The organism is Pseudomonas sp. P8_241, assembly GCF_034008315.1.
Classification (GTDB): domain Bacteria; phylum Pseudomonadota; class Gammaproteobacteria; order Pseudomonadales; family Pseudomonadaceae; genus Aquipseudomonas.
Map to the genome: position 1 here is coordinate 6,208,516 of NZ_CP125377.1, position 17,559 is coordinate 6,226,074.

General features: G+C 60.3%; 23 protein-coding genes. 17 read left to right on the plus strand and 6 right to left on the minus strand.

Annotated features, from left to right (window positions below; translation table 11 throughout):
• The first annotated feature begins 51 nt into the window (after window positions 1-51).
• From QMK58_RS27930 to QMK58_RS27955, 6 genes are all read left to right on the plus strand, one after another.
• Entirely contained in the window at window positions 52-951 is a 900-nt protein-coding gene (locus QMK58_RS27930) for an energy transducer TonB (protein ID WP_053163275.1), read from the plus strand.
• A gap of 182 nt (window positions 952-1,133) precedes the next feature.
• Complete coding sequence (locus QMK58_RS27935; protein WP_320395688.1) at window positions 1,134-1,706, plus strand: YqgE/AlgH family protein; 573 nt, start codon at window positions 1,134-1,136, stop codon at window positions 1,704-1,706.
• Window positions 1,706-2,143: a Holliday junction resolvase RuvX gene (ruvX, locus tag QMK58_RS27940; RefSeq protein ID WP_053163281.1), complete on the plus strand. Its 438-nt coding sequence runs from the start codon at window positions 1,706-1,708 to the stop codon at window positions 2,141-2,143. The genes QMK58_RS27935 and ruvX overlap by 1 nt, the downstream gene beginning before the upstream one ends.
• A gap of 82 nt (window positions 2,144-2,225) precedes the next feature.
• Window positions 2,226-2,729, plus strand: a complete 504-nt coding sequence (gene pyrR / locus QMK58_RS27945) for a bifunctional pyr operon transcriptional regulator/uracil phosphoribosyltransferase PyrR (protein WP_053163284.1) — start codon at window positions 2,226-2,228, stop codon at window positions 2,727-2,729.
• A 27-nt stretch (window positions 2,730-2,756) separates the two neighbouring features.
• On the plus strand, window positions 2,757-3,761 hold the full coding sequence (locus tag QMK58_RS27950) for an aspartate carbamoyltransferase catalytic subunit (protein WP_053163287.1): 1,005 nt from the start codon (window positions 2,757-2,759) through the stop codon (window positions 3,759-3,761).
• Complete coding sequence (locus QMK58_RS27955) at window positions 3,758-5,029, plus strand: dihydroorotase (RefSeq protein ID WP_053163290.1); 1,272 nt, start codon at window positions 3,758-3,760, stop codon at window positions 5,027-5,029. The genes QMK58_RS27950 and QMK58_RS27955 overlap by 4 nt, the downstream gene beginning before the upstream one ends.
• A 93-nt stretch (window positions 5,030-5,122) precedes the next feature.
• On the opposite strand, the gene QMK58_RS27960 is transcribed toward QMK58_RS27955, so the two are convergent.
• A complete protein-coding gene (locus tag QMK58_RS27960) occupies window positions 5,123-5,542 on the minus strand; it encodes a TM2 domain-containing protein (RefSeq protein ID WP_320395689.1) in 420 nt (139 codons plus the stop codon).
• A 249-nt stretch (window positions 5,543-5,791) separates the two neighbouring features.
• Here QMK58_RS27960 and QMK58_RS27965 point away from each other — a divergent pair, with 249 nt between their 5' ends.
• The gene (locus tag QMK58_RS27965; RefSeq protein WP_053163296.1) at window positions 5,792-6,409 is read left to right on the plus strand and encodes a C40 family peptidase; all 618 of its coding nucleotides are present in this window, start codon (window positions 5,792-5,794) and stop codon (window positions 6,407-6,409) included.
• Between the two features lie 103 nt (window positions 6,410-6,512).
• On the opposite strand, the gene QMK58_RS27970 is transcribed toward QMK58_RS27965, so the two are convergent.
• A complete protein-coding gene (locus QMK58_RS27970; RefSeq protein ID WP_053163299.1) occupies window positions 6,513-7,547 on the minus strand; it encodes a type IV pilus twitching motility protein PilT in 1,035 nt (344 codons plus the stop codon).
• 56 nt (window positions 7,548-7,603) lie between these two features.
• On the opposite strand from QMK58_RS27970, the gene QMK58_RS27975 reads away from it, so the two are divergent.
• From QMK58_RS27975 to QMK58_RS28015, 9 genes are all read left to right on the plus strand, one after another.
• Window positions 7,604-8,290, plus strand: a complete 687-nt coding sequence (locus QMK58_RS27975) for a YggS family pyridoxal phosphate-dependent enzyme (RefSeq protein ID WP_053163301.1) — start codon at window positions 7,604-7,606, stop codon at window positions 8,288-8,290.
• Between the two features lie 36 nt (window positions 8,291-8,326).
• Window positions 8,327-9,145, plus strand: a complete 819-nt coding sequence (gene proC / locus QMK58_RS27980) for a pyrroline-5-carboxylate reductase (RefSeq protein ID WP_320395690.1) — start codon at window positions 8,327-8,329, stop codon at window positions 9,143-9,145.
• Between the two features lie 10 nt (window positions 9,146-9,155).
• The gene (locus tag QMK58_RS27985) at window positions 9,156-9,746 is read left to right on the plus strand and encodes a YggT family protein (protein WP_053163308.1); all 591 of its coding nucleotides are present in this window, start codon (window positions 9,156-9,158) and stop codon (window positions 9,744-9,746) included.
• A gap of 182 nt (window positions 9,747-9,928) precedes the next feature.
• The gene (gene metX, locus QMK58_RS27990) at window positions 9,929-11,068 is read left to right on the plus strand and encodes a homoserine O-succinyltransferase MetX (RefSeq protein ID WP_053163311.1); all 1,140 of its coding nucleotides are present in this window, start codon (window positions 9,929-9,931) and stop codon (window positions 11,066-11,068) included.
• Window positions 11,069-11,075: 7 nt separating this feature from the next.
• Window positions 11,076-11,696, plus strand: a complete 621-nt coding sequence (gene metW, locus QMK58_RS27995; protein WP_053163314.1) for a methionine biosynthesis protein MetW — start codon at window positions 11,076-11,078, stop codon at window positions 11,694-11,696.
• A 26-nt stretch (window positions 11,697-11,722) separates the two neighbouring features.
• On the plus strand, window positions 11,723-12,157 hold the full coding sequence (locus tag QMK58_RS28000) for a DUF4426 domain-containing protein (RefSeq protein WP_053163317.1): 435 nt from the start codon (window positions 11,723-11,725) through the stop codon (window positions 12,155-12,157).
• Window positions 12,154-12,750: an RdgB/HAM1 family non-canonical purine NTP pyrophosphatase gene (rdgB, locus tag QMK58_RS28005; protein ID WP_053163320.1), complete on the plus strand. Its 597-nt coding sequence runs from the start codon at window positions 12,154-12,156 to the stop codon at window positions 12,748-12,750. The genes QMK58_RS28000 and rdgB overlap by 4 nt, the downstream gene beginning before the upstream one ends.
• Window positions 12,747-13,952 (plus strand): radical SAM family heme chaperone HemW, encoded by a 1,206-nt coding sequence (gene hemW / locus QMK58_RS28010; RefSeq protein WP_320395691.1) that lies wholly within the window; start codon window positions 12,747-12,749, stop codon window positions 13,950-13,952. The genes rdgB and hemW overlap by 4 nt, the downstream gene beginning before the upstream one ends.
• Window positions 13,953-13,961: 9 nt before the next feature.
• Window positions 13,962-14,285, plus strand: coding sequence for a DUF3392 domain-containing protein (locus QMK58_RS28015; RefSeq protein ID WP_053163326.1), 324 nt, complete (start codon window positions 13,962-13,964; stop codon window positions 14,283-14,285).
• A gap of 119 nt (window positions 14,286-14,404) precedes the next feature.
• Here the strand turns inward: QMK58_RS28015 and trmB are convergent, their stop codons facing one another.
• The 4 genes from trmB to QMK58_RS28035 form a co-directional block, all read right to left on the minus strand.
• Window positions 14,405-15,130 (minus strand): tRNA (guanosine(46)-N7)-methyltransferase TrmB, encoded by a 726-nt coding sequence (trmB, locus tag QMK58_RS28020; protein ID WP_320395692.1) that lies wholly within the window; start codon window positions 15,128-15,130, stop codon window positions 14,405-14,407.
• Window positions 15,131-15,139: 9 nt separating this feature from the next.
• Window positions 15,140-15,934, minus strand: a complete 795-nt coding sequence (locus tag QMK58_RS28025) for a thiazole synthase (RefSeq protein WP_053163332.1) — start codon at window positions 15,932-15,934, stop codon at window positions 15,140-15,142.
• Window positions 15,935-15,994: 60 nt separating this feature from the next.
• Window positions 15,995-16,195 carry a sulfur carrier protein ThiS gene (thiS, locus tag QMK58_RS28030; protein ID WP_053163830.1) on the minus strand — a complete coding sequence of 67 codons (201 nt, stop codon included), beginning with the start codon at window positions 16,193-16,195 and terminating at the stop codon, window positions 15,995-15,997.
• 187 nt (window positions 16,196-16,382) lie between these two features.
• Entirely contained in the window at window positions 16,383-16,754 is a 372-nt protein-coding gene (locus tag QMK58_RS28035; protein WP_053163335.1) for a DUF423 domain-containing protein, read from the minus strand.
• A gap of 74 nt (window positions 16,755-16,828) precedes the next feature.
• Between QMK58_RS28035 and mtgA the strand changes: the two genes are divergently transcribed.
• The gene (gene mtgA / locus QMK58_RS28040; protein ID WP_053163337.1) at window positions 16,829-17,554 is read left to right on the plus strand and encodes a monofunctional biosynthetic peptidoglycan transglycosylase; all 726 of its coding nucleotides are present in this window, start codon (window positions 16,829-16,831) and stop codon (window positions 17,552-17,554) included.
• Window positions 17,555-17,559: the final 5 nt, after the last annotated feature.

Here is a 17,559-nt window from a genome sequence, read left to right on the forward strand (position 1 = left end):
ATTGCGTTATCATGCCCGGCCTGTGAAAAACGCGATGCTGGTTTCCTTGTCATGACACTCCCGTCCGATCTGCCTGCAGAACTCGCCCACCGTGGCGTGCGCCCGGCCGATCGCCTCGGTTTTACCCTGTTCCTCGCGGCGCTGATCCACTTGGCGCTGTTGCTGGGCGTCGGGTTTGCAGTGGTCGAGCCCAGGCAGATCAGCAAAACCCTGGAAATCACCCTCGCGACCTTCAAGAGCGAAAAGAAGCCCGAGAAAGCCGATTTCCTCGCCCAGGAAAATCAGCAAGGCAGCGGCACCCTGGATAAAAAGGCAATTCCCAAGACCACCGAGGTCGCACCCTTCCAGGACAACAAGGTGCAGAAGGTCACGCCACCACCGGCCGCCAAGCCTGAAGTGCAGCAAGCGCCGCCAAAGGCTGCCGTGACCACCGTCGCGCCAAAACCGAAAAAAGCCCCGGCCAAGACCGAAGAGCCCAAGACTGAAGCCAAGCCCGTGGTCCAGGCGCCGACGTTCGACAGCGAGCAGCTGTCCAGCGACATCGCCAGCCTTGAAGCGGAACTGGCCAAAGAACAGCAGCTTTACGCCAAGCGCCCGCGCATCCACCGCCTGAGCGCCGCCTCGACCATGCGCGACAAAGGCGCCTGGTACAAAGACGAGTGGCGCAAGAAAGTCGAGCGCATCGGCAACCTCAACTATCCCGATGAGGCACGGCGCAAGCAGATCTATGGCAACCTGCGCCTGATGGTGTCGATCAACCGCGATGGCTCGTTGTATGAAGTGCTGGTGCTGGAGTCCTCCGGGCAACCGCTGCTGGATCAGGCAGCGCAGCGCATTGTGCGACTGGCAGCGCCTTTTGCACCGTTTACCGGCGATTTGTCGGACATCGATCGCCTGGAAATCATCCGCACCTGGAAGTTTGCCCGCGGCGATCGACTGTCCAGCAACTGACGGGCCTATGACCTGTAGGAGCCGGCTTGCTGGCGATGGCGTCCTTGAAATCGCATTCGCCAGCAAGCCGGCTCCTGCAGGACCGCGTTACACCCGTTTGACCGTGCGAACCAGCGACCAATCTCAAGCAAACATCACTCCCCAGCTTGTCAGTTTGCCCCTCGAACGCCACACTAGCGCTCATGAAAAACGTCAGCCCCAGCTACCTCAAGCATCAATTCCTGATCGCCATGCCACACATGGCCGACCCGAACTTTGCGCACACCTTGACCTACATCGTCGAGCACACGGCCAATGGAGCCATGGGGCTGGTGGTCAACCGTCCGCAAGAACTGAGTCTGGCCGATATCCTTGAGCAACTGCGCCCGGATATCGAACCTCCAGCACTCTGCCAGCATGTGCCGATCTTCATCGGTGGACCGGTTCAAACTGACCGTGGCTTCGTCTTGCACCCGAAAGGTCAGAGCTTCCAGGCAACCGTTGATCTGGAAGACGAATTGTCCCTATCGACCTCCCAGGATGTGCTGTTCGCCATCGCTGACGGCGTGGGCCCGGCAAAAAGCCTGATCGCCCTCGGTTACGCCGGGTGGGAAGCCGGGCAGCTGGAGGTCGAGCTGGCGCAGAACGCTTGGCTCAATTGCCCGTTTGACCCCGACATCCTGTTCAACACCAGCAGCGAGTTGCGCCTGGAAGCGGCGGCCAAACACCTGGGCGTCAATCTCAACCTGCTCACCAGCCAGGCGGGGCACGCCTGATGGCCCTGAAGCTGATTCTGGGTTTTGACTACGGCACCAAACAGATCGGCGTTGCGGTCGGCCAGGTGATCACCGGCCAGGCCCGCGAGCTGTGCACCCTCAAAGCACAGAACGGCATCCCCGACTGGAACCAGGTCGAAGCCCTCATTAAAGAGTGGAAACCTGACGCCGTGGTGGTCGGCCTGCCCCTGAACATGGACGGCACGCCGAGCGACATGTGCCTGCGAGCGGAAAAATTCGCCCGTCGCCTGAACGGCCGTTTCAACCTGCCCTTCTACACCCACGATGAACGCCTGACGACCTTTGAAGCCAAAGGTGAGCGCCGCGATCGCGGCGGACAAAAGGGCAGCTACCGCGACAACCCGGTCGATGCCATCGCCGCGGCCCTGCTGCTGCAAGGCTGGCTCGACGAAAACACTGCATTGTTCGAATCCTGACGAGTCGTTAATACGCCTCCCTTAGCTACAACCCGAGCCTGCCGTTGAAGCAGCACCGGCTCGGGCCCAAGAAGGAGCAACCATGAGCCTGCCCAATCCCGCCGAACTGATCAGCCAGATGGCCACGCGCCTCAAGGCCCACCTGGAACACCGTGGCATCAGCGAGCCGCGTTTCATCGGCATTCGTACCGGCGGCGTCTGGGTCGCCCAGGCCTTGCTCAAGGAATTGGGCAACGACGAGCCTCTCGGCACCCTGGATGTTTCCTTCTATCGCGATGACTTCAGCCAGAACGGCCTGCATCCGCAGGTGCGCCCTTCGGCGCTGCCGTTCGAGATCGAAGGCCAGCACCTGGTGCTGATCGACGACGTGCTGATGAGCGGCCGGACCATCCGCGCCGCCATGAACGAACTGTTCGACTACGGCCGCCCGGCCAGCGTGACGCTGGTCTGCCTGCTGGACCTGGATGCCGGCGAACTGCCGATCCGCCCGAACGTGGTCGGCGCGACCCTGTCGCTGGCCGCCCACGAGCGCGTGAAGCTGTCCGGTCCGGAGCTTGCGCTCGAACTGCAAGACCTCGCCCTTTAATTCGCCCTATTGAGAGTCCCCCTCGCGATGACGCCTCTAGAAACCAAGCGCCCGCTGCAGCTCAATGATCAGGGCCAGCTGCGTCACTTCCTCTCGCTCGACGGTTTGCGCCGCGAGCTGTTGACGGAAATCCTCGACACCGCCGACTCCTTCCTGGAAGTCGGCGCCCGGGCGGTGAAAAAAGTCCCGTTGTTGCGCGGCAAGACCGTGTGCAACGTGTTCTTCGAGAACTCGACCCGCACCCGCACCACCTTCGAACTGGCGGCCCAGCGCCTGTCGGCGGACGTGATTACCCTGAACGTATCGACATCATCGGCGAGCAAGGGTGAAACCTTGCTCGATACCCTGCGCAACCTCGAAGCCATGGCCGCCGATATGTTCGTCGTGCGCCACGGCGACTCCGGTGCCGCGCACTTCATCGCCGAGCATGTGTGCCCGCAAGTGGCGATCATCAACGGCGGCGACGGCCGACACGCACACCCGACCCAGGGCATGCTCGACATGCTCACCATCCGCCGACACAAGGGCGGCTTCGAAAACCTTTCGGTGGCCATCGTCGGCGACATCCTGCACTCGCGGGTGGCTCGCTCGAACATGCTGGCGCTCAAAACCCTCGGCTGCCCGGATATCCGCGTAATCGCGCCGAAAACCCTGTTGCCGATCGGCATCGAGCAATACGGCGTGAAGGTTTACACCGACATGGCCGAAGGCCTGAAAGACGTCGACGTGGTGATCATGCTGCGTCTGCAACGCGAGCGCATGACCGGTGGCCTGCTGCCGAGTGAAGGCGAGTTCTACCGCCTGTTTGGCCTGACCACCGCGCGCCTGGCCGGGGCCAAGCCCGATTGCATCGTCATGCACCCGGGGCCGATAAACCGTGGGGTGGAGATTGAGTCGGCGGTGGCCGATGGCCCGCACTCGGTGATCCTCAACCAGGTGACCTACGGCATCGCGATTCGTATGGCCGTGCTGTCCATGGCCATGAGCGGGCAGACTGCGCAACGTCAATTCGAGCAGGAGAACGCCCAGTGAAGCTCAGCATTCTCGGCGCACGCGTCATCGATCCAAGCAGCGGCCTGGATCAAGTTACCGACATCCATATCGAAGCCTGCAAGATCGTCGCCCTTGGCGCCGCACCGGCCGGTTTTGTCGCCGTCGACACCCTTGACGCCCAAAGTCTGGTGGCCGCGCCTGGCCTGGTCGACCTTAACGTCGCCCTGCGCGAGCCAGGCTACAGCCGTAAAGGCTCGATTGTCAGCGAAACCCGCGCCGCCGCGGCCGGTGGCGTCACCAGCCTGTGCTGCCCGCCAAAAACCAAACCGGTGCTGGACACCTCGGCCGTGGCCGAACTGATCCTTGATCGGGCACGCGAAGCCGGCAACACCAAAGTTTTCCCGATCGGTGCCCTGAGCAAAGGCCTGGACGGCGAACAACTGGCTGAACTGGTCGCCCTGCGCGATGCCGGCTGCGTAGCCTTCGGCAACGGCCTGGAAAGCTTCCGCAACACCCGCACCCTGTGCCGGGCCCTGGAATACGCGGCCACCTTCGATCTGACGGTAATTTTCAATTCCCAGGATCACGACCTCGCCGAGGGCGGACTCGCCCACGAAGGCCCGACCGCGAGCTTCCTTGGCCTGCCGGGCATTCCGGAAAGCGCCGAAACCGTGGCCCTGGCCCGGGACCTGCTGCTGGTTGAGCAAAGTGGCGTGCGTGCGCACTTCAGCCAGCTCACCAGTGCCCGTGGCGTGGAATTGATTGCCCAGGCTCAGGCTCGCGGGCTGAAAGTCACAGCAGACGTAGCGCTGTATCAGCTGATTCTGACCGACGAAGCCTTGATCGACTTCAGCAGCCTGTATCACGTGCAGCCACCGCTGCGCACCCGCGCCGACCGCGACGGCCTGCGTGCTGCCGTAAAGTCGGGGGTGATCTCGGCCATTTCCAGTCATCACCAACCCCACGAACGCGACGCCAAACTGGCACCGTTCGGCGCGACCGAACCGGGCATCAGCAGTGTTGAATTGCTCCTGCCCCTGGCGATGACGCTGGTGGAAGACGGCTTGCTGGATTTGCCGACGCTACTGGCACGCCTCAGCGCCGGTCCTGCCGAGGCCTTGCGGCTGCCGGCGGGCAAACTGGCAGTGGGAGGTGCGGCGGACATCGTGCTGTTCGACCCTGCAGCTTCGACCGTCGCGGGTGAAACCTGGCTGTCGAAGGGCGAGAACTGCCCGTTCATTGGCCACAGCCTGCCGGGCGTGGTGCGCTATACCCTGGTGGACGGACGGATCAGCCACCAGGCGTAAAAACAAAAAGATCGCAGCCTGCGGCAGCTCCTACGGGGAAACGCATATTCCCGTGTAGGAGCTGCCGCAGGCTGCGATCTTTTTGATCTTCGCTTATCGGCTCTGGGCGTTACGCACCGAAACCTGATCATTCAGCGTCCAGAAGTCATACAGCACCCCCAGAAAGAACAACCCGCCCGTCACCAGGTACAGCAGCCCGCTGATCCATTTCCCCTGATACATCCGGTGCACGCCGAATACGCCGAGGAACGTCAGCAGAATCCACGCCACGTTGTACTCGATCGGCCCTGCGGTAAAACGCAGATCAGCCTCACGATCCATCGCCGGGATCAGGAAGAGGTCGATGAGCCAGCCAATCCCCAGCAACCCAAAGGTGAAGAACCAGATCGTCCCGGTCACCGGCTTGCCGTAATAGAAGCGGTGAGCGCCGGTAAAGCCGAAAACCCACAGCAAATAACCGATGACTTTGCTGTGGGTGTCTTGCTGTTGGACAGCTTGTTGATAGGGGTTCATGGATAACCTCGTTTCACACGATAGATAAATATTGTTGAATTCTTTGTGACTTTTTTACAGGCACCCGACGTACGGCAAGTGCTATGGTCCTTCCCGCCAAAGCCTTATAGAGCCTGACTTCTGTCCGACAATTGCTTCTAAAAGACGCTTTTTTAGTTCCACCGAACAAAAGCTGAATCGACCAACGGCCTCGGAAGCACAAAAAAAGCTGTTATAAAGTTGCGCGTTCACCTATTCGAGCCCTGCCTAATGCGTTCATTTTTAAAGACATGGCTAACCATTTGCCTTTTGATGCCACTGGCCGCCCACGCCACCAATCGTGAGCAACGTCTTCCAAACGTTAATGGTTACACCCCAAAATCCCACGCTTCTGCTCCATCCAGCAAAAGCAATAAATCGGTCAAAAACGCTCCAGAGTTGACCAGCAAAAGCAGCCTGGTGCCACCTATGGCATCCAAGGAAAGCAGCAACGTGCTGAGCCGCGCCGTAAACGTCCTGGGTACACCGTACCGCTGGGGCGGTAGCAGCCCGAGCAAAGGCTTCGATTGCAGCGGCCTGGTAAAATACGCGTTCAACGACGCCACCTTTGACCTGCCACGCACTTCCAATGCCATGGCCAGCGGTCATGGGGAGAAAGTCGATCGCGAAGACCTGAAACCCGGCGACCTGATTTTCTTCAACATCAAGAGCCGTCGAGTCAACCACGTAGCCATCTACCTGGGCAACGACCGCTTCATCCACGCACCGCGCCGCGGCAAGTCGGTTTCCATCGACACCTTGAAGAAACCGTACTGGGAAAAACACTACGTCGTTGCCAAACGTGTACTGCCAAAAGAACAGAACGCGTTGCGGGTTGTTCAGCGCTGATTGGCGGCAAGAGCAAAAGATCGCAGCCTTCGGCAGCTCCTACGCAGGGTTCGTATTTCCCTGTAGGAGCTGCCGGAGCTGCGATCTTTTGCTGTCAGCATTATCAAAAACCATCCGGTGACCGCGCCTTCTCCCGCGCATGCTCGCGACTGATCAACCCCCTGCCCACCAAATCCTTCAAGCTCATATCCAGCGTCTGCATCCCCAGCGACCCGCCCGCCTGAATAGATGAATACATCTGCGCCACCTTGTTCTCGCGGATCAAATTCCGGATCGCCGACGTCCCCAGCATGATCTCGTGCGCGGCAATGCGCCCGCCGCCAACCTTCTTGACCAGCGCCTGCGATACCACCGCCACTAGCGATTCAGAGAGCATCGAACGCACCATCGCCTTCTCGTCACCTGGAAACACGTCCACCACCCGGTCGATCGTTTTCGCCGCCGATGTGGTGTGCAGCGTGCCGAACACAAGGTGGCCGGTTTCGGCGGCCGTCAACGCCAGGCGAATGGTTTCCAGGTCACGCATCTCCCCCACCAGAATCACGTCCGGGTCTTCGCGCAACGCCGAGCGCAGAGCCGTGGCGAAACTGCGGGTGTCACGGTGCACCTCGCGCTGATTGATCAGGCATTTACGCGGCTCGTGCACGAATTCGACAGGGTCTTCGATGGTAAGGATGTGGTGATGGCGGTGGGTGTTGAGGTAATCGATCATCGCCGCCAGCGTGGTGGACTTGCCAGACCCGGTCGGGCCGGTCACCAACACCAGGCCCCGCGGCGCATCAGTCATTTTTCGAAACACTTCGCCCATGCCCAGCTCTTCCATGCTTTGCACTTTCGAGGGAATGGTGCGGAACACCGCACCTGCGCCCCGGTTTTGGTTGAACGCATTGACCCGAAAACGAGCCACACCGGGGATTTCGAACGAAAAGTCGGTTTCCAGATGCGCCTCGAAGTCCTCCTTCTGGGTATCGCTCATGATGGCATGGATCAGCGCCAGCACCTGCTTGTGGTCCATGGCGGGCAGATTGATGCGCCGCACATCGCCGTCCACCCGAATCATCGGCGGCAGACCGGCAGACAAGTGCAGGTCGGACGCGCCCTGTCTGGCGCTGAACGCCAGCAGCTCAGTGATATCCATTGCGCCCCTCAATTCCAGTAGAATGCCGCGAACCTTCAGACCGCTGGCGCTTATTGATGTCCACCATAGCAGACAACATTCTCCAGGTTAGTTCGCGCATACATGCCGCATCACTTGCTGCCAAACGTGCCGAAAACAGCGTCCAGTTGCTGGCCGTGAGCAAGACCAAACCCGCCGAAGCCCTGCGCGAAGCGTATGCCGCCGGCCTGCGTGATTTTGGCGAAAACTACCTGCAAGAGGCACTGGGCAAGCAGCTTGAACTGGCCGACCTGCCCTTGATCTGGCACTTCATCGGCCCCATTCAATCGAACAAGACTCGCGCTATCGCCGAGCATTTCGACTGGGTGCACTCCGTGGATCGTCTGAAAATCGCACAACGCCTGTCCGAACAACGCCCTGCCGATTTGCCGCCCCTGAATATCTGCATTCAGGTCAACGTCAGCGGTGAGGCCAGCAAATCCGGCTGCACTGCGGCCGACCTTCCAGCCTTGGCCAACGCCATCAACGCCTTGCCGCACCTGAAGTTGCGTGGACTGATGGCGATTCCCGAGCCGACTGAAGATCGCGCCGCGCAGGATGCTGCTTTTGCTGCCGTACAAAGCCTGAAAGACAGCCTGAACCTGCCTCTAGACACACTTTCCATGGGCATGAGCCACGACCTGGAGTCGGCCATCGCCCAAGGCGCTACCTGGGTGCGGATTGGTACCGCCCTGTTTGGCGCCCGTGATTACGATCGGTCATAACCCATGGCCGCTTCTCTTCTTTTATAAGGACCTGACATGAGCAAGACGCGTATTGCCTTTATCGGTGCCGGCAACATGGCCGCCAGCCTGATCGGCGGCCTGCGGGCCAAGGGTCTGGATGCCGCGCAGATCCGCGCCAGCGATCCGGGCGAGGAGACTCGCGCCCGCGTGAGCGCCGAGCATGGCATCGAAACCTTTGCCGACAACGCCCAGGCCATCGAAGGCGCCGACGTGGTCGTGCTGGCGGTAAAACCCCAGGCGATGAAAACCGTCTGCGAAACCATTCGCCAAAGCCTCAAACCAGGTCAGCTGGTGGTATCGATTGCCGCCGGTATTACCTGTGCCAGCATGAACAACTGGCTCGGTGCCCAGCCCATCGTGCGCTGCATGCCAAATACCCCAGCCCTCTTGCGCCAGGGTGTGAGTGGTTTGTTCGCTACCGCCGAAGTGACTGCCGAGCAGCGGCAGCAGGCTCAAGAACTGCTGTCCGCAGTCGGCATCGCCCTGTGGCTGGATGAGGAGCAGCAACTGGACGCCGTCACCGCCGTTTCGGGTTCGGGTCCGGCGTACTTTTTCCTGCTGATCGAAGCCATGACCGCTGCCGGGGTAAAACTTGGCCTGCCAGCAGACATCGCGGCGCAGCTCACCTTGCAAACCGCACTGGGTGCCGCACACATGGCAGTCGCAAGCGACGTCGACGCCGCCGAACTGCGCCGCCGCGTGACTTCACCTGCGGGCACAACCGAAGCCGCCATCAAGTCGTTCCAGGCCAACGGTTTCGAAGCCCTGGTCGAAAAAGCACTCGGCGCCGCCGCGCACCGCTCGGCCGAGATGGCCGAACAACTGGGCAACTAAGGAGCTTTTCATGATTGGATTGAACACCGCAGCGGTTTACGTGCTGCAAACCCTCGGCAGCCTGTACCTGCTGATCGTGTTGTTGCGTTTCGTGCTGCAACTGGTGCGCGCAAACTTCTATAACCCGCTCTGCCAGTTCGCCGTGAAGGCGACCCAGCCGCTGCTCAAGCCACTGCGCCGGATTATCCCGAGCATGTTCGGCCTGGACATGTCCTCCCTGGTGCTGGCGATTCTGGTGCAACTGGCGCTGATGGCCCTGACCCTGCTGCTGACCTACGGCACCACCGGCAACCCGTTGCAACTGCTGATCTGGTCGCTCATCGGCGTGACCGCGCTGTTCCTGAAGATATTCTTCTTCGCCCTGATCATCAGCGTGATCCTCTCCTGGGTCGCGCCAGGCAGCCATAATCCGGGCGCTGAGCTGGTCAACGACATCTGCGAACCGGCCCTGGCGCCGTTCCGCAAGATTCTGCCCAACCTGGGCGGCCTGGATCTGTCGCCGATCTTCGCGTTCCTGGCACTCAAGCTGATCGACATGCTGGTGATCAACAACCTCGCCGCCATGACGATGATGCCGGAAATCCTGCGCCTTCTGATCTGATCGTGTCATCGTTCATCGCTAGCAAGCTCGCTCCTACATTGGAATGCATTCCCCCTGTAGGAGCGAGCTCGCTCGCGATGGCCACACCTCGGTCCTACAGGGAACATTCAGGCCCGATCGTTGCTTGCCGCTAACCCCAGCGGTCTTTAGACTTACGCCTCATTTCAATGAGAGCAGGGTCGATGCCAGCTGCCTTCCCCCCCGATTCTGTTGGTCTGGTGACGCCGCAAACGGCGCACTTCAGCGAACCCTTGGCGTTGGCCTGCGGTCGCTCGCTTCCAGCCTATGACCTGATCTACGAAACCTACGGCACGCTGAACGCCGCGGCGAGCAACGCCGTACTGATCTGTCACGCCTTGTCAGGCCACCACCACGCCGCCGGTTATCACAGTGTCGACGACCGAAAACCCGGTTGGTGGGACAGCTGCATCGGCCCGGGCAAACCGATCGATACCAGCAAGTTCTTCGTGGTCAGCCTGAACAACCTGGGTGGCTGCAACGGTTCGACCGGCCCGAGCAGCATCAATCCTGACACCGGCAAGCCGTTCGGCGCTGACTTCCCCGTCTTGACCGTCGAGGATTGGGTGCACAGCCAGGCGCGTCTGGCGGATCGACTGGGCATCGCCCGGTTTGCGGCCGTAATCGGCGGCAGCCTCGGTGGCATGCAGGCGATGCAGTGGAGCATCACCTACCCTGACCGCATCCGCCATTGCCTGGCCATCGCCTCGGCACCCAAACTGTCGGCACAGAACATCGCCTTCAACGAAGTGGCCCGCCAGGCGATCCTCACAGACCCTGAATTCCACGGCGGTTCGTTCCAGGAACACAACGTCATCCCCAAACGCGGACTGATGCTCGCACGGATGGTCGGACACATCACGTACCTGTCCGACGATTCCATGGGTGAGAAATTCGGTCGCGGCCTCAAAAGCGAAAAGCTCAACTACGACTTCCACAGCGTCGAGTTCCAGGTCGAAAGCTACCTGCGCTATCAGGGCGAAGAGTTCTCCGGGCGTTTTGATGCCAACACTTATCTGTTGATGACCAAAGCCCTGGACTACTTCGATCCGGCGGCCAACTTCGACGATAACCTGGCCAAAACATTCGAAAACGCCACAGCCAAGTTCTGCGTGATGTCGTTTACCACCGACTGGCGCTTCTCCCCTGCCCGCTCGCGGGAACTGGTGGACGCGCTGATGGCTGCGCGCAAGGACGTCTGTTATCTGGAAATCGACGCGCCGCAAGGCCACGACGCCTTCCTGATTCCGATCCCGCGTTACTTGCAGGCATTCGGCAATTACATGAACCGCATTACGTTGTGAGATAGCCATGAGAGCTGATCTGGAAATCATCCAGGAATGGATCCCCGCCGGCAGCCGCGTGCTCGACCTCGGTTGCGGCGACGGCGAGCTGCTGACCTGGCTGCGCGACAACAAGCAAGTGACCGGCTACGGCCTGGAAAACGATGCGGACAACATCGCCGAGTGCGTGGCCAAGGGCATCAACGTCATCGAACAGGACCTCGACAAAGGCCTGGGCAACTTTGCCAGCAATAGTTTTGACGTCGTGGTCATGACCCAGGCGCTGCAAGCGGTGCACTACCCGGACAAGATCCTCGACGAGATGCTGCGCGTCGGCCGCCAGTGCATCATCACCTTCCCCAATTTCGGCCACTGGCGCTGCCGCTGGTACCTGGCGAGCAAGGGACGGATGCCGGTTTCCGAGTTTCTGCCGTACACCTGGTACAACACGCCGAACATCCACTTCTGCACCTTCGCCGACTTTGAAGCCTTGTGCCGCGAACGTGAAGCGAAGGTCATTGATCGGCTTGCCGTGGATCAACAGCATCGACACGGGTGGGCCAGTAAGCTTTGGCCTAATCTGTTAGGTGAGATCGGTATTTACCGCGTCAGCAGCCCGGGGCTTGCAGACCACAAGGTCGCGGTCTGAACCACCACATTTCGAGGAGAACGATCATGGGTCGTCTAGCGCTGTTTCTACTCACTGCCTGCCTGAGCGTCGGCGCCATCGCCGCGGACGCGATCAAGGGTGATCGCCAGGAAACATTCGGCGACGTGACGGTGCACTACAACACCTTCAACTCCACCTTCCTGACACCGGACATTGCCAAAGCAGCGGAACTCACCCGCAGCAAGAACCAGGGCGTGATCAATATTTCGGTCATCAAGGAAGGCAAGCCGCTGATGGCCCAGGTGAGCGGCTCGGTCAAGGACCTGACCAGCCAGAGTGTTCCTCTGCAGTTCAGACAGATCACCGAACAAGGCGCGATCTACTACATCGCGCAATACCCGGTGGATCAGCAGGAAGTCCGTACCTTCGACATCAAGGTGCAGACCGGCGACAAAATCAACACCATCAATTTCAACCAAGAGCTCTTCCCCGGCCAATGATCAACTTCACGCAACTCGTATTGGCCAGCCATAACGCCGGCAAACTCAAAGAACTCCAGGCCATGCTCGGCGAGTCGGTGCAACTGCGCTCGATCGGCGAGTTCAGCAGCGTGGAGCCTGAAGAAACCGGCCTGTCGTTCGTCGAGAACGCCATCCTCAAAGCGCGTAATGCCGCACGCATTTCCGGCCTGCCGGCACTGGCCGACGATTCCGGGCTGGCGGTGGATTTCCTCGGCGGTGCGCCGGGTATCTATTCGGCGCGTTATGCCGATGGCAAGGGCGATGCGGCGAACAACGCCAAACTGCTCGACGTGTTGAAAAACGTGCCTGAAGCCGAACGCGGCGCGCAGTTCGTCTGCGTTCTGGCGCTGGTGCGTCATGCTGATGATCCGTTACCGATCCTCTGCGAAGGTCTGTGGCACGGGCGCATCCTGACCGCCGCCAGTGGCGAGCACGGTTTTGGCTACGACCCGCTGTTCTGGGTGCCGGAACGCGACTGCTCCAGCGCCGAGTTGAGCCCAGGCGACAAGAACCAGATCAGCCACCGCGCCCGTGCAATGGATTTGCTGCGCCAGCGCCTGGGCTTGAAATGACCCCTGAATCATCCGCTTCGCCGCTGATCTTCGGCGGCGATGCGCAATCGCCGCGGGCCGCCCTGCCCGTGCTGCCACCTCTCGCACTGTACATCCACATCCCGTGGTGCGTACGCAAATGCCCATATTGCGACTTCAACTCTCACACCGCCAGCCCTGTAATGCCGGAAGAAGAGTACGTCGATGCACTGCTGGCGGATCTCGATCAGGATCTGCACGCGGTTTATGGCCGAGAGTTGAGTTCGGTCTTCTTTGGTGGCGGCACGCCCAGCCTGTTCAGTGCCGAGGCATTGGGGCGCCTGCTCAAAGGCGTCGAACAGCGCATCCCGTTTGCCAGCGATATCGAAATCACGCTGGAAGCCAATCCGGGGACTTTCGAACAAGACAAGTTTGTGGCGTACCGGAAACTGGGGATCAATCGCCTGTCGATCGGCATCCAGAGCTTCCAACAGGAAAAACTTCAGGCGCTGGGGCGGATTCACAACGGTGACGAAGCGATACGCGCGGCCGGCATGGCACGGCAGGCCGGGTTCGATAATTTCAATCTGGACCTGATGCATGGCTTGCCCGATCAATCCCTGGACGACGCTCTGAACGACCTGCGCACCGCCATCGCCCTGAAACCGACGCATCTGTCGTGGTATCAGCTGACCCTGGAACCGAACACCGTGTTCTGGAACCAACCCCCGACGCTGCCGGAAGACGACACGCTGTGGGACATTCAGGAAGCGGGGCAAGCGCTGCTGGCCGAACACGGTTACGCGCAATACGAGGTTTCGGCCTACGCACAACCCGGACGCCCGGCGCGGCATAACCTCAATTACTGGAGTTTTGGCGACTTCATCGGTATCGGTGCCGGTGCTCACGGCAAGCTCAGCCATCCGGACGGGCGCATCGTCCGCACCTGGAAAACGCGCTTGCCAAAGGATTACCTGAACCCGGCAAAAAGCTTCAAGGCAGGTGAGAAAGCGCTGACCAATGATGAAATGCCGTTCGAATTTCTGATGAACGCGCTGCGTCTGACTGAAGGCGTCGAATCGCGTCTTTATCCAGAGCGCACCGGGCTGACGCTGGAAAGCCTCGCCGAAGCGCGTCGCGAAGCCGAACAAAGTGGCCTGTTGCAGGTCGAACCGTCACGTTTGGCGGCAACCGAGCGCGGACAACTCTTCCTCAACGACTTGCTGCAGAAATTTCTGACATAAGGAAATCGAATGGATTTGGTACTCGACCTGCTCGCCACTGTTTCTCGCTGGAGCCGCAGTAACCTCTCGGAAATCGCCCTGGCCCTGGTGGGCTGCCTGCTGGTGCTGTTCGGTGCCGATTTCAAAGGCTGGGTCGAGCAACGCCTGGGCAGCATCGCTGGCGCCTTGCGCGTACCGATGATGGCCCTGCTGTGCGTGATCGGCAGCGGTGCGGCGCTGATCTACGCCACGCCCTGGGTCGTGCGCGGCTTGAGCCAGTTCAACAACTACAGCCTGGCGCCGGTGTTGCTGGTGGTGTTGGTGTTGATTGGCGTCGTAGCCGACCGTCGCTGATTTCGGGTTGCCCAAAAACCTGTAGGAGCCGGCATGCTGGCGATGGCGGGTCAGCCACATCGATGTGGGCTGACACCATCGCCAGCAAGCCGGCTCCTACAGGTTTGAAGCGTTACGGCTCAGGACAGTTTTTCGAACTTCAAATCCCACACGCCATGCCCAAGACGTTCGCCACGGCGTTCGAACTTGGTGATCGGGCGCTCGGCCGGGCGTGGCACGCACTTGCCGTCTTCGGCGAGGTTACGGTAACCCGGCGCGACGTTCATCACTTCCAGCATGTACTCGGCATATGGCTCCCAATCGGTGGCCATGTGCAAAACGCCGCCTACTTTCAACTTGCTACGCACCAGCTCAGCGAAGGATGCCTGAACGATACGGCGCTTGTGGTGACGGCTCTTGTGCCACGGGTCCGGGAAAAACAGCATCAGGCGATCAAGGCTGTTATCGGCCACGCAGCGATTGAGCACTTCGATTGCATCGCAATCGTAGACCCGCAGGTTGGTCAGGCCTTGCGTCAGCACGCCATTGAGCAGCGCGCCGACACCCGGACGGTGAACTTCCACGCCGATGAAATCCTGCTCCGGCGACGCGGCGGCCATTTCCAGCAGCGAGTGGCCCATGCCGAAACCGATTTCCAGCGAGCGCGGCGCCGAGCGACCGAACACCTGGTCATAGTCCACCGGTGCGTCGGCCAACGGCAGCACGAACAGCGGCGTGCCCTGCTCCAGGCCTTTCTGTTGGCCTTCGGTCATGCGCCCGGCGCGCATCACGAAACTCTTGATGCGGCGGTGTTGGCGCTCGTCGCCTTCTTCCGTCTGGATTGGCGTGTCGTTCGATTCAGTCATCAATAGCTCTTACTTGATCAGACCATCCAGCGGCGAAGAGGCGCTGGCATAGAGTTTTTTCGGCATGCGGCCGGCGAGGTAAGCCATACGACCAGCAAGGATGGCGTGCTGCATGGCTTGGGCCATCATCACTGGCTGTTGGGCATGAGCGATGGCCGAGTTCATCAGCACAGCGTCGCAGCCCAGTTCCATTGCGATGGTCGCGTCGGATGCAGTACCGACACCCGCATCCACCAGCACTGGAATCCTGGCTTCTTCGAGGATGATTTGCAGGTTGTACGGATTGCAGATGCCCAGGCCCGAACCGATCAGACCGGCCAGCGGCATCACCGCGATGCAGCCGATTTCCGCCAATTGACGAGCGATGATCGGATCATCACTGGTGTAAACCATCACGTCGAAACCTTCCTTGACCAGCGTTTCGGCGGCCTTGAGGGTTTCAATCACGTTGGGGAACAGGGTTTTCTGGTCGGCCAGCACTTCCAGCTTCACCAGGTTGTGGCCATCAAGCAGCTCACGGGCCAGGCGGCAAGTGCGCACAGCTTCGACGGCGTCGTAGCATCCGGCAGTGTTCGGCAGGAAAGTGTAGCGATCAGGCGACAGTACTTCGAGCAGGTTCGGCTCGCCCTCGATCTGGCCAAGGTTGGTGCGGCGCACGGCGAAGGTCACGATCTCGGCACCCGAGGCTTCGATGGCCAGGCGGGTTTCTTCCATGTCACGGTACTTGCCGGTACCGACCAGCAAACGCGACTGGTAAGTACGACCGGCCAGGACGAAAGGCTTGTCGCTACGAACGATGCTCATGGGAAATCCTCTGTAGGGGTGAGGTACTTGCAGAATTCTGTCGGCCTGCGGGCCGGACGGCTAGCCGCCACCAATGGCGTGGACGACTTCGACGTTGTCGCCGTCGTTCAACGCGGTGTCTGCATGCTGACTGCGCGGGACGATATCCAGATTGAGTTCGACCGCCACCCGGCGACCGGTCAGGTCCAGACGGGCCAGCAGGGCCGCAACGGTTTCACCGTCGGGCAGTTCAAAGGATTCGCCGTTCAACTGAATGCGCATGCCGAATGCCGCCATCATTTTTAGGGGCAGGCATTCTAGCCCGATCAGTCAGACTGACCCAAGCCATTCGTCTTGAAATGCAATCCTGTAGGAGCTGCCGCAGGCTGCGATCTTTTGACTTTGATTTTTAGAATCAAAGGATCGCAGCCTGCGGCAGCTCCTACAGGGCCAGGTCAAGCGATAAAGTTCAGGTCAGGCGCCAGGCGGCCAACCCAAGGCAAAACCAGCCCACCAGAAACGCCAGACCGCCGAATGGCGTGATGATCCCAAGTTTGCTGACACCGGTCAGCGTCAACAGATACAGGCTGCCGGAGAACAACAAGATGCCAATAGCAAAGGATGCGCCCGCCCAGGTCACAAGACGCCCGGGGACCTGCGTGGCCAGCAAGGCGACGCCCAACAACGCCAGGGTGTGCACCAACTGATAGGTGACACCGGTATGAAAAATCGCCAGGTACTCGGCGCTCAGGCGGTTTTTCAAGCCATGAGCGGCAAACGCCCCAAGACCGACACCGGTGAAGCCGAAAAAAGCAGCCAGCATCAAAAAGCCACGCAGCATGAAGAACTCCAGTCAGTCTCGATCAGCAGGGTCTGTATAATGGCCCGCTCAACGGGTTCGGCCAAGCCATCTCTATGCTGCGTATCTATTTCCGTCGCTTCATCAAAGCCGTGCTCTGGTTCATGGGCGGTAGCGTATTGCTGGTGCTGATTTTCCGTGTGGTGCCGCCACCAGGGACGATGCTGATGGTCGAGCGCAAGATCGAATCCTGGTTCGACGGCGAACCTATCGATCTGCAACGCGACTGGAAACCCTGGGACGAGATCTCCGACGACCTCAAAGTCGCGGTAATCGCGGGTGAAGACCAGAAATTCCCCGAGCACTGGGGCTTCGACTTCGGTGCGATCCAGAAAGCCCTGGCCCACAACGAACTGGGCGGCACCATCCGCGGCGCCAGCACCCTCAGCCAGCAAGTCTCGAAGAACCTGTTCCTGTGGTCCGGTCGCAGCTGGTTGCGCAAAGGCCTGGAAGCCTGGTTTACCGGGCTGATCGAGATTTTCTGGCCCAAGGAGCGAATCCTTGAGGTTTACCTGAACAGCGTCGAGTGGGATGACGGTGTGTTTGGTGCCGAAGCGGCAGCCAGGCATCATTTTGGCGTGAGCGCCAAGAGCCTCAGCCGTCAGCAATCGAGCATGCTGGCGGCCGTGCTGCCTAATCCTCGCGTGTGGAGTGCCAGCCATCCGACCGCGTACGTGGCGCGGCGTGCAGGCTGGATTCGGCGGCAGATGAGTCAGTTGGGTGGCGATAGCTATCTGGTAGGCCTCAATGATTCGCGCCGGGCGCCGTGGAAGGACCAATAGACCCT